This is a genomic window from Chryseobacterium paludis (assembly GCF_025403485.1).
Lineage (GTDB): Bacteria > Bacteroidota > Bacteroidia > Flavobacteriales > Weeksellaceae > Chryseobacterium > Chryseobacterium paludis.
On record NZ_CP099966.1, the window covers coordinates 432,424 to 444,973 of the forward strand.

Here is a 12,550-nt window from a genome sequence, read left to right on the forward strand (position 1 = left end):
AAGGAACGGAATATATAGTTCTCGATGGGTTTCAATCCTTCAAACTTAAGTTTTTCCACAAGTCCACATTGACAACACCGCCCAAACAACTCTTTTTTTTCAATTGAAATTAAACTATCTAGGTGAATCCTTAAAAAACCGAAACTTATTTTTTTCAATTGAAAGAAAAATATATCTTTGAAAAAGCGATAGAGAAGCGTTCAAAAATTAAGCGGTCACGCGAGGAAAAATGAAGTATAAAAATCTCCAAAAATGGGGCAGACTACGGAATGTATGATTACGGAGCGAGATTTTATATGCCTGATTTGGGAAGATGAGGTGTTTTGGATCCTTTGGCGGAGAAAATGACGAGATTTAGTCCTTATAACTATGCTTTCAGTAATCCTATTTTGTTTGTTGATCCTGATGGAAGAGAAGGATTGGGTTGGATTGAACAAAATAGTTTAATTGGTAAATCTTATACTTATGATCCAAATGTTAATACAACAGCGGAAGCAGAAGCTGGAGGATACAAGGGAGTAAGCAATGTATCTGAAAGTGTTACTATCAATGGAAAAACTACTCTTGCCGGAGTTGAAATCAATCATTACTCTTATACTTTAGCGTCTAACGGATCAGTATATGATACTCAAGGAAATTCGATTAATTCTGATTTTACTACAGATGGAGGCTCTGCAATTAGCAACGTTCAACCAGGATTTGGTGGATTAGGTTTCAATGACGGACCTATTAAGTATGTAGGAGGAGCAGGTGATGTTACTGGAATTTTTGAAGTTGGAGGAATAGTTCTTTCTTCTTCAGGTGATTCTAACGCACAGTTAGCAGCACTTCCTTTATTAGTATTATCAGGAAATGAAGATGATACTTTAAAAGTTTTAGCTGCTGAAAAAGGACTTTGGACTTCCACTAAAAATATGTCTGCGGCAGGAAATGCTTTTTCACACTTTAAAAAACATGGAAACGAGTTTCCTGAATTTGGAAATTCTCTACAATATGCTGAAGGAGCACATCATCTCCAGCAGGAATATTAATAAAAACAAGAACCAATGGAGATATTATGAAGTATCATCCTACAACTAATACGTTTGGAGTAACAAATTCTGCCGGAGCACCTAAAACACTCTTTAGACTTAAAGACGGAATGAATTATTGATTAAAACAAAAATAAAATTTTTATGAAAGAATATATTTGTAAAGCCTGTGGATTTAATAACTATCCTGAAGAATTTTGGGAAGATGATAACCCTATGTATATAATTTGTCCATGTTGTGGGTGTGAATCAGGGATGAAGATTATACTATAGAGTCTGCAAAAGAATATAGAATGGAATGGATAAAAAAGGGAACAAAATGGTTTGATCCATCATCAAAAACCAATGATTGGGACTTTTCTTCCCATTTAAAAAAAATTCCTGAAGAATATATAAAAACTCCGCTCAATGAGCGGAGTTTTACTTTTACAATGCAGCAATATTTTTAAGTTTAGCAGCTTTAATAAAGGCATCAATAGTCGCAAAAATGTGCACTTTTGTATCACTATAGAGTTCCTGTATTGCTTTTAGTTTTTTCAGAGTATCGTTGTCGATCTGCTCATACTGTCCGTCTTTTACGAGATAATCCAATGTAACACCAAAAGGATCTGCAATTTTTGTAGCGACATCAATTGACGGCACGTTATCCCCACGTTCGTACTTGTCAATCATTACACGAGACACTTCGTTTTTATCTGCCAAATCGCTTTGGAGTTTCGCAAAGAGATGCCAAGGTGGATCATATTGAAAATAAAAAGTCTGCAGAATTTGAAAATAATGCAGACTCAAAACTAAGATATGAATTATCATTTATAGGGCATTTTTTAAATAATTCAGTAAATGGCCTGGATTATACCAAGCCCCTAATAACCTGTGTTTATAGAGAAAATGACTTGATCAATATAAAACCGGTATAAGAACACCGGTGGAGGAATTTTTTTTGATAACAATTGCACTAAGAAAAGTACTCATATCATCAAAGTTTCCAATTTTTATATCCTTTAGCAAAGTTATATCTTACTTTCTTCAAAAACTTATTCAAATTATTCAATTGTTTTTTTTATTTATTCCGTTTTTCGGAAGGTCTCTTAGATCTTATTCAATCAACAAAAATAGAATATACATATTGTTGACATGAAAACGTCTGTTGAGGTTTATTGATAACTTTATAATATTTGATTTTAGACATTAAGTTTAGAAATATCAAAATCTTAGTGTACTCACAAAAATGATTAATCTATAAAATTATGCTTTTAGGAAGAAACTTACTACAGTTGAAAACTTATCAAAATTTTTAGTTCTAATCTTAAATCTCAACAAAAAAAGCTAAAAAATTAAAAGCCTGCAATTCAATTGGGAGACTGCAGGCCTTCATAAGCATAAACAAAATTATAAGATGATTACTTCTATAAGAATAGCAAATAACTGAACTAAAGACATATTGGAATTATTAAAAGTATTGTGCATATATTATTTGTTATTGTATTTAATGAACAATTTAAAAAACCTGGTATGATCAAATTTTCACACCAGGTACTGATAATAATATGTAGATAGTAATAAGTGATCAATTAAAAAGCCGGTAAGAAAACTAACTAATTACCGGCTTACCCATAACAAATTATACTATTTATAAAGAATAGTAAAAACTTCTATGTACGAAGGTAGCTAATGAGTAGAAATTTGGGTATCAAGAATTATTCAACAACTTTCTTATTTTATGCCTGAATTAAATTTTTATTGTTGAAGAAGGTATGATATAATGATAAGGTGGGTTATAGAGTAGCTAAGTCAACTAACATGAGATTTTCTTAGAAATAAATTTAGATGGATTGTGAAATAGTTAAATCACCGAATTATATGGAAACTTATCTGATGAATTGAGAGTTGATAATATGTTTATGTTAGGTAAAAAAGAATGTGTGTTAGAATAAAATATGACAAAAAGGTATTAATTAAAAAGCTTTGCAGATGAATTGCTAAATAGTAATCAGCGGCCAAAAATAGAATAATTTAAGTGTAACATAAATATAATATAGGATGACTATTAAGTTTGTACCGCTGATTAGTTTAATTAAGAGTAATTTTAAAAAAAAATAAAAATGCCCATTTCCAAGGCAAAGTTTATTTGCTAATGTTTACAGATACAAATTTACAATCTGTAGTAGTATATATTTAGTCAAATTTATTCTATTACTTATTGACTTTATATTATCTTAGTGTATGTTACTATGGGAGGACTATTATTTTTTAGTAAATTTTCCTTATCCATCTGATCTCACTCTTATTCATTTAAATAAACATCCATTTTATTACATAAGATGGTTTGAAGTCATATTCATAGATTTCGAAGTAAAACTATAATTTAAAAAAGTTTAATTGGTTCCGAATCCCTATCTTTAAACGGTAATTTTTTTATCATTTGTGTTTTTTCAAGTCTCTCAATATGAGAGGCTTTTTGTTTATACATCTATCAAAATAATTTTATTCTAAGTGTTAGATAAAATTATTTTAGAAAGTAATTTGATTATAGTTTATAATGTGCTTATGCAAAAGATGCTACAGGAGTACAATTTAAAATCCTCTCATTTATGAGAGGATTTTTTTGGATTATATTCATTGAGGATAAAAAATATGAATTAACCTAGTATATTGAATTTGTATTTTTTAAGGTTTCCAATAGGACCATTTACTTCCGTTGAAAACGGCAAGTCTTTTTGCCCCTGTTTTATTTATATATACCATCATTCCGGGGGCAGGATTTGGTATATTATCTGTGTTCTCTACATAAGGTAGAATCATTGCCTTGGATGCTGATTCCAATACAAGAACTCCTTCTGCTGTTGAAACTGGATTTCCGATCACGACTTTTTCGTCTGTATTTTCTATTGCTTGAGAGGTAGTTGGTTGAGAAGCCAATGCAGATGCAACATTGGCACCTTGACCACTTAGATCAGTCCACGATCCATTATAAAATTTAACTCTGGCATCACTTGCAGTTGTTGCATCCAATATTATTGTTCCTTCAACAGGTGATGTAGGAAGCGAACGTGTATAGGGTAGAACGATACCTTTGTTTTGTCCCTGCGCGAATTCTAGTAAAACAGAAGTCTTATTTTGCGCCGTTCCAGAAGCATTACCAATAATAACTTGGGTAAATGCGCATTGGAAAGCCAGTAGTAGTGTTATAGAAAGGATATTTTTCATACTTATTTATATTTTTATAAATTTTAATTTATTAATTACAAGCGGGTTTTGAAAAACACTGCCAAGCTGAATCTGAATAAATTTTAAGACATTTATCTGTTGTGTCGTATACTAGCATGCCTTCAACAGGAACTGTAATATTAGATAAATCTGATTTTGCCATTCTTGTAATAACAAATCCTTTAGAATTGGACTCCATTACTAAATGAGCTGATTTTCTAACCATGGGCCAATTTTCGCCTGCTCTTTTTAGTAAGGTAATTCCAAATTTTGAATCTATTCCGGGATTGTCTGTATTCGCATCATTATAGCAGACACATCTATTGTTGATTGTTGGAGTAACCGAACCATTGTTATTTGTTGTATTGGGGTCACGAAGATTTCCTATTATAGAGGCTGTATTTGTATAATTACCATCACAATTCACAAGAGCTGTAATTGTAAGTAGTGCCGATACACCATCATTAAGTGTTCCAATATTCCAAATGCCTGATGAACTGTTGTATGTTCCTGTATTGGTTGAAGCACTGATAAATGTATAGCCGTTGGGAAGTAAATCAGTAACAGATACATTGCTATTATTAGATGCTCCCTTATTTTGTGCAGTTAATGTGAAATTAACATTGGTTCCTGTATTAGGACTTTGAGTATCAACCATTTTTGTTATCGAAAGATCACTTTCCAAAGCTGAGATTCCCAGTGTAAGCTGATCCCCAACACCATTTTGCCACCTTGAAGCACCTCCGGTACCCTTAAAAGTTAGTTTTAATTTCAGTGTACCTATTCCTGTCCCTGACACCAAGACTGAACCTGAAGCAGAAGCAGTACCCGTGGAATTGGGATTTGATGCAGAATTATTTATAGTTGTTGAAGTCACGCTGAAGCTATTTGAGTTTCCTGATAGCCTGGAAAATGATACTGGGACATTGGAAGAAAGATACTCAAACCCCGCTGTTATTCCCATCGTTTCCTGAAATCCACCCATTCCGCCAATATGAAGTATAGGATTGTCAACTGGTCTATTGAACGTGATTGTCAGGTCTGCCATGTAATAGGTGGCATTCGTAGGTCTGGTACCTAAAATAGCACCATTAAGAAATAAGTTGACTCCTCTGTTAACAGATGTATTTATTCCCTCGCCTGCCTGTGCACCGGAAGACGAAAAACTATTATTGGGTGGACTACCTGCAGAATTCAACAAAGGAAAAATAGGTGCAGAACCACCATTTGTCGTACTTCCTATGCTGGCTGCGTTACTATACTGTTGGTTTGATATTGTAAAGGTTGCACTTAATCCTGGGGAATATAATACAAAATTTGATCCTGAGGGATTGTTGGTGTTTTTTACAAAATTGAGTGTTGTAGTGGTCACTGGTCCATTGCCTGTTGGATTTCCATCACTATTAACCGATGCATATTCTAAATTCGGCGAATTCTGTGCAGTAATGGAGGTTAGAGAAAATATGAACAATAATGCACCATATTTTTTTGTTTTGTTATTCTTCATTTATTATGCTCTTTTTGGTTTTCTTTATTTCTAAGGACATCGCAAAACTAGAATTTTTCACTCTTTTAGATGGGTTCAATTCTATGCAATAACTTGTTTGTTTTATTACAATTTGCGTATGAGTAATTGAAAATGAAATAACTCAGCATATGTAAAATATAAATAGTTTCAAAAATGTTCTGTATTTGACATCATGAATACTCTCTCTACATGAATCAATGAATGATATGTATTTGATTTGCAGCATGATAATGCTTGGGTAAATGGGTCGTGCTTATGATAACTTATGAGATTCCTACAAAAGAAATAAGAGGATTAAAAAAGTAAACCGGCACAAAAAAATATATTGTTATTATTGAAATTAAATTGGCCGGTTTACAGCCTATAAGATGTTTTCAAAAAAGAATTTTAGGAGCTACCTTGGTAGCTGTCATTTAATTCGTAATGTAAAAATACAATTTAAACCCTTTGATAGTTATATGTATATTATTCAAGTATTTATTTGTTTTATCTCATTATATAGATATTAGTTTTGTTTTGGTCTTCTATGCAAATCTCTAAAGTTTTTAGGTGAGATGCCTGTTATTTTTTTAAAAAATTTACTAAAGTATGCATGGCTTTTAAAACCAAAATCATCAGCGATATCCCTTATATTATCATTAGATTCTATAAGATGAAGTTTGATTATTTCAGTTATTTTAGTATGGATAATTTCCATTGCTGTTTTATTAAAATGTTTACGACAAAGTACATTTAGGTAATTAGCTGTAGTTCCTAATTCTTTTGCATATGATCCAACCATTTTATTTCCGTGGTATTTCTTCTTGATCAGTTGTAAAAACTCAAACAATAATGGATGTTGATAATAGGTATTCAAATCATCGAAATTGGTCTTGATCTCCTGACTGATATAATCGATAATTATTTTTGTCTTTAAGTTAACGATATGCTTCATAACACAGGACGGATCATCCAATTCATTTTTTATATCCAAAAATTCATGACATAATAGCTCTCCTATATAATGGGGGATATTGATGACAGGAAATTTTTTATAGATTCCTTTTGGTAATGGAACCTGTCCGTTCATAAATTCTTCAAAAGCTTTTTTTGAAATAGATAACTGATGTAATTTAGTCGATCCTGAAATGTTCCAGGAATGGACAGAGTCAGAGAATATAATGTGAATTTGAAATGCCTGAATATTATATTGTTTTTCATCTATCCGGTGTATTCCAAATCCGCTTTCAAAAAAAATGATGGAAACAAAGTCGGATTTAAGGTGCTGATTACTCGGATATAGTCTTTCTGGAGAAATTGAAGAATAGATTATATCATTCGTGACTTTATGTTTCGATTGTATATCATGCAGAGATTCCAAAAGAACATTATTTATATTTTTAACCATATTCAATCATGAAATAATTTGATTATTTTTTATATACAATATTTATTAATATTAATACATAGCAAGGTATCACGTTAGTAATCGACAATAAAGTTACTTCTTCATGTAGTTTTAGACTTTATCTAAATATTTAATAAGTTGCGTGAATTATAATTATTAGTGAAAATTGATAGGGAAAACACAGTATGTGATAGTATGGGAATGTAACTCCTAAACTTTCTTTTCTAATAATGTCATTTGAGCACAGGTAAATGAACTTATTGAAAATTTTCTGATTGATATGAACATCTATGTTTAGAACAATTTAATATTCTGGTTCTGGATGACAAAATCTCTCGGAGATAATCCCGTATGCTTTTTAAAGAAACTTGAAAATGAAGACATACTTTGGAAGTTATAGTCATACACCAGTTCTTTTATTGACTTATCTGATGTCATCAAGGTTCTTTTTACTTCAAGAAGGATTTCATTAATTATGATAGATGTTGCGGTTTTACCAAATTGTCTTTTGCATAGAATATTCAGGTAATTAGGGGATATGAAAAGCTTATCTGCATAGAATTTTATGCTTCTTTCCTGTTTGTAGTGAGTAAGCATCAAAGTAATGAAATTTGCCATAAGAGAAGAAGCAGTATTATTGTTTTTTTTCATGTATAACCGGCAAGCTTCCTTACTAATCATTAAAGTAATTATCCTTATTCTACCGTAGATAACTTCCCAGAAATCAATATTGCTTTTCATTGTTTTTTCAACGTTTATTAATTCATATAGAATTCTGTGGAAATTATCCTCACTTAAGTTAAATACTGGGTTTTCCCGATAAAATGAAAAAGGAAACATCATGTAATTACTAAACTTTTCAATAATGTTTTCATTGATCTCAATATGAAAAATTTCATGCTCTCCAACAAGATTTAATTGGTGTGTAACATTTGGAAATATGAAATGGATTTGGTAATCATTAACAGGAAATTTTTTACTATCAATTAAATGGATACCTTCTCCTTTTTCGATAAGTATCAATTGAAAGAATGCCCGAGATATTTTTTTATCCATACAAATATCTCCAACGGAAAATAGCGAATCTTTTATTTCAGTATTTAGCCCTAGAAGAGTTGATAGTTTTTGGCTTTTTTTTGTTTTCTTTTTAGTATCCATTTGTATGTTATATAATTTGGGATAAAAAACAAGACTTTACAGGGGAAATATGTAAAGCCTTGTATTCATCATTTAATATTATATAGAATCGTGTTTAAAATTATAGCATGGCAATATGAATCATTGATAATATCATAAGCAAAAACTGTCAAGTAGTGCTCTGATTAATTACTTAACAAATTTAAATCGCATAATGATTTGCAGTGTACTTAATATTATTTAAAAGGTTTATTAAATTATTCCAATACTCAAAAGCTCATATCTTTGGACTGACTGATAAAAGATCTTTACATTTTGCATGTGGAAAAAGGAAGGTTTTTAAAATGCCGTGAAGTTTTGTCACACTAATGTTTAGAATGAATTTTTAAGTTACTGGCTGAAACTTTATAAATAGGTAACTGATTATGAAATTTCATTTTTTGCACAACTAATTGAATAGTTTGTACTAACAAAGAATAGTTACATTTAATAGATTTGCTTTAATTATTTAGCTATATAAATTGGTGTTGTTAATTTATATTTTTAAATAATTTTTTTCATCATAAAGTTTTTTAAGGCCTATTCTGTAAAGAAAAGGCCTTTTTATTTTAGAGCTATATTATTGTTAATTGGCGGAAAATAAATCAAAAGAAGCATGTCTTTTTTTTAGGTTCTTATCATAAATAATCATCCAATTAATTCCAAATGGGTCGATGACCATACCCAGATAATCATTCCATAAAGTATAAGAGGGAGGAATAAGTATTTGACCTTTTTCAGCTAGTTTATCAAATAATCCTTTAGTACCTGATATAGTTGAGTCAGAAACGGAAACGGAAAAATTATTGCCTTTAATCATGGGATTTACCCATTTGTCCTGGATATCACAACCAATGAGTACGGAACTACCAATGAATAGTGAAATGAATACGATCTTATCGCACTCATTGCAGGAATCGAAATTTGAGATATTATTTTTAATATCCCTGAAACGTATTATTTGACCAAAATCTCCTCCAAAAATAGATTTGTAATAATTGAATGCTTGTTCACAATTGCCATCAAAACTCAGATAAATACCTGCTGTTCTCATTTTATTTTGCATTTGGTTTTAATACTTTCTTTATTAGGTGCATCAATAAGAATTATGCTAATTTGAAAAACGATCTAGCATTTCCAGTGAAGGAACAAAAAAAAGGGTGCCGGTTTTTGCAGTACTAAAGTCAAGTATTCTATCATAATTCCCTGGTGGATTTCCTACGAACATATTTTCAAGCATTTTTTCAATTGTTGAAAATGTACTGGCATATGCCAAAAAATAAGTACCCATCTCATTTGTTGTTGTATTTCCAAATGGCATATTATCCCGTACGATTTTAAAGTCATCACCAATATTGGCAAGAGCAATGTGCGAGTTAGATGGCTTAGAAGTATCATCCATTTCAATGTCATTCTCTTTTGAGCGTCCAATCACATTTTCCTGTTCTTTAACAGAAAGATTTTTCCATGCATTCATATTATGGATATATTTTTGAACAAAAAGATAGCTGCCACCTTTGTACACTGGATCAGTATCATCAATCACGGAGAAATAGCTACGGTCTTCTCCGTGAGGATTTTCTGTGCCATCAACAAAGCCAAGTATGGACCTTCCATCCCAGTACCGAAAACCATGTACTTCAACAATGCAATCGGCATAAGCTCTTAAAAAGTCTGAAATAATGGTCGATATGTCATAGGCATAGCTTTTTTTATCGGAACGGATATGAAAATGGAGATCTCCAGGAGTAGCTGGTGCGGTATGCTTGCTCCCTTTAATCTCATTAAAGGGTTTAAGTTCTTTTGGGAGTGGTTGGCATAAACTCAATTTAACCCATGCATCATAGCTTATACCTAAAGTACAGCTTGATCTTGAATCAGGAAAGCGATCAAGGGCAGAATTATTTATATTTGTTATTAATGCACATATTCTTTTAAAAATATTTACTACATCAACATTAGGTTTAAAATTCCATACTAAGAAATAGGTATTATCATTAGGATAGTCTGTAACATTCTGCGCTTGATATTTCATCATTTGTTTATTATGTGTAAGTTAAAATTAAAAAAATCTTTTTGTTCAGTCCAGCAATAAGTATAGCTATAATGTAATTATTACTAAAGTAAAGCGAGTACAGCAGCTTAGTTTAAAGCTTGTCAAATAGGCTATTCCTCAAATTTACTAAATGATGACTATGTAATTTATTTAAATCCTGAAAAAATTATAAAATGGGTAAGTTAATTCACGATATGTAATATATTTTCTATTGTACTCATTTTATTATATTCCTATTATTGTGTTTTTAAAATACTTTAGATTAATCTTAATTCAAATAAAATGGATACGTAATAATTTCATATAGTATTTAAATTTATTATTTATATAGTGTTCTGGAGGTAATTTAACAAAAATATCATTTCAACTATACTGGTTAAAATCAGAGGGTTATATCTAAATAAATGATAATTGAATATAATAAAATGAATGAATAAATGAGTAATAAGAAAAATGCATCTTCTGTTAATTCAATTTCAAAAACTTCTTTATTGGAGGATTCTAAAGAACATTCTTTTGTGATTTATGAAGATTTTGTGGATTCGGCCCAACTTAATTCTTTTCCTGAAAGATCTTTTACGATTGTTTTATTGGATCATTGCTCGGGAGATTGCCATACAAATGCAAATACCTACAAGGTTGAATCAAAACAAGTATTTATTCATCTTCCGGATGAGAAGATTGTTTGGGATCTCCGTCGTAATTCTTTTGGAAGGCGGCTTTTGATCAATAATATTCTAATGGAATCATTTACTTTACCTATAAGACATACATTTTCTTCTGCTAATGACTATATAAGCCTAAATCTGGATACAGACGCTTACCAAAAACTCAGTACAGAGTTCAATGCAATAAAAAAAGAAATTGAATCCAGTTTGGTATTTCCTGAGCTAATAAATGCGAGAGCTAGACTGATTGCATTAATTGTTCATTTATTGATTTCTCACCGATATGGTCAGAAAGTAGTTAATCACAACAGTCTCCCACATAAATTTCATGCATTGGTGGATAGGCATTACAAGACGGAGAAATCCGTTGCCTTTTACGCGAATGAATTATGTATAACTCCCAATTATCTTGGAATTTTATGCAGAAAACAATATAATATGTCACCTTTAGCCTTTATTCATGAAAGGATTCTGCTAGATGCAAAAAAGCTACTTCATAGTACAAATATGTCTATCAAAGAGATTGCCTACAGCCTTGGGTATGAAAATCTTGCTTATTTTTCTTCATTATTTAGATCACATACTGGTATAGGTCCTAAAGAGTATAGAAAGTTAATGCAAAAAATTAACTAAGATCTCATTGGTATCTTTGAGTAATCTAAAAGCATTGCTATTATAAGTATTCATGTTTCCAATGCACTTTTGGCCAATGTGTATCAAGGATATTTTGTCATATGTAAAACTACATTTCAATTTCACTCCTTTGTAAGTAGATTACTCCCTTTTTTTATATTTTTTACTTTAAAAGAATATCAGCTTGTTTACCCATACTCTTTATATGGTAAAGGTTTTTAGTCATTAATTTTTTATTTAACATATATGCTGTTTTATGGGATTTCTGACGCTTTTTGAGATAATATAGTATAATTGAGATAATATAGAAAAGAATTCAGATAAATAGAGCTAAAAAAAATCACATCATATTCATAATTTAGAGGCTGTATTACATGGTGTTTACAGAGACTTATAACTCTCTGTAAGAACCTTATAATATAAATTATAATATCAATAAAAATAAAATAGGTGTGTAGGAGTTGAAATTAAGATATGATGTTTATATAAAATTCATATCCAATTCATATCCAATTACCATAAAATTAAATGTTGTAATATGCCCTTGGATTTAATAGTAAATAGTGTCTTAGTTGTAAAATCAGATAGAACTTTAGCCATCACAACAATTCTGAAAAATAATTTTGAACAGCAAGTTGATTTTGGAAAATCTAAATTTTTATTAATTGATGGTATTGAGATACCTGTAACTATATACAGAGAATCTTCTTTAAATAATTCCTATTATAAAATATTTATATTTGCCTTAGACAATTTAGATCAAAATGTTTTATTCAAACTGGTTGCTATCAAGCAAGGGAAGGAAATACAAATGCTCAGTTATACATAAAGATATTTGTCTATATAATTATTAATGCTGTTTAT

At 30.6% G+C, this 12,550-nt stretch carries 10 protein-coding genes and 1 pseudogene; 4 read left to right on the forward strand and 7 right to left on the reverse strand.

Annotated elements, in window-relative coordinates; translation table 11 throughout:
• Positions 1-266: 266 nt before the first annotated feature.
• Together NG806_RS23070 and NG806_RS01820 are read left to right on the forward strand one after the other, a co-directional pair.
• Positions 267-419: pseudogene (locus tag NG806_RS23070) on the forward strand (RHS repeat-associated core domain-containing protein); the annotation flags it as partial.
• Positions 420-1,324: 905 nt separating this feature from the next.
• Complete coding sequence (locus tag NG806_RS01820) at positions 1,325-1,480, forward strand: hypothetical protein (protein WP_261511721.1); 156 nt, start codon at positions 1,325-1,327, stop codon at positions 1,478-1,480.
• On the opposite strand, the gene NG806_RS01825 is transcribed toward NG806_RS01820, so the two are convergent.
• From NG806_RS01825 to NG806_RS01855, 7 genes are all read right to left on the reverse strand, one after another.
• Positions 1,458-1,841: a helix-turn-helix domain-containing protein gene (locus NG806_RS01825; protein ID WP_261511722.1), complete on the reverse strand. Its 384-nt coding sequence runs from the start codon at positions 1,839-1,841 to the stop codon at positions 1,458-1,460. The genes NG806_RS01820 and NG806_RS01825 overlap by 23 nt on opposite strands.
• Positions 1,842-3,698: 1,857 nt before the next feature.
• On the reverse strand, positions 3,699-4,238 hold the full coding sequence (locus NG806_RS01830; protein ID WP_261511723.1) for a hypothetical protein: 540 nt from the start codon (positions 4,236-4,238) through the stop codon (positions 3,699-3,701).
• 31 nt (positions 4,239-4,269) lie between these two features.
• Positions 4,270-5,745, reverse strand: coding sequence for a DUF11 domain-containing protein (locus tag NG806_RS01835; RefSeq protein ID WP_261511724.1), 1,476 nt, complete (start codon positions 5,743-5,745; stop codon positions 4,270-4,272).
• A gap of 526 nt (positions 5,746-6,271) precedes the next feature.
• On the reverse strand, positions 6,272-7,153 hold the full coding sequence (locus NG806_RS01840) for a helix-turn-helix domain-containing protein (RefSeq protein ID WP_261511725.1): 882 nt from the start codon (positions 7,151-7,153) through the stop codon (positions 6,272-6,274).
• Positions 7,154-7,447: 294 nt separating this feature from the next.
• Positions 7,448-8,311, reverse strand: a complete 864-nt coding sequence (locus tag NG806_RS01845; RefSeq protein WP_261511726.1) for a helix-turn-helix domain-containing protein — start codon at positions 8,309-8,311, stop codon at positions 7,448-7,450.
• 604 nt (positions 8,312-8,915) lie between these two features.
• Entirely contained in the window at positions 8,916-9,395 is a 480-nt protein-coding gene (locus tag NG806_RS01850) for a VOC family protein (protein ID WP_261511727.1), read from the reverse strand.
• A gap of 45 nt (positions 9,396-9,440) precedes the next feature.
• Positions 9,441-10,364 carry a Dyp-type peroxidase gene (locus NG806_RS01855; RefSeq protein ID WP_261513157.1) on the reverse strand — a complete coding sequence of 308 codons (924 nt, stop codon included), beginning with the start codon at positions 10,362-10,364 and terminating at the stop codon, positions 9,441-9,443.
• Positions 10,365-10,822: 458 nt separating this feature from the next.
• On the opposite strand from NG806_RS01855, the gene NG806_RS01860 reads away from it, so the two are divergent.
• Both NG806_RS01860 and NG806_RS01865 read left to right on the forward strand, forming a co-directional pair.
• Complete coding sequence (locus NG806_RS01860; RefSeq protein ID WP_261511728.1) at positions 10,823-11,686, forward strand: helix-turn-helix domain-containing protein; 864 nt, start codon at positions 10,823-10,825, stop codon at positions 11,684-11,686.
• A gap of 538 nt (positions 11,687-12,224) precedes the next feature.
• Complete coding sequence (locus NG806_RS01865; RefSeq protein WP_261511729.1) at positions 12,225-12,515, forward strand: hypothetical protein; 291 nt, start codon at positions 12,225-12,227, stop codon at positions 12,513-12,515.
• Positions 12,516-12,550: the final 35 nt, after the last annotated feature.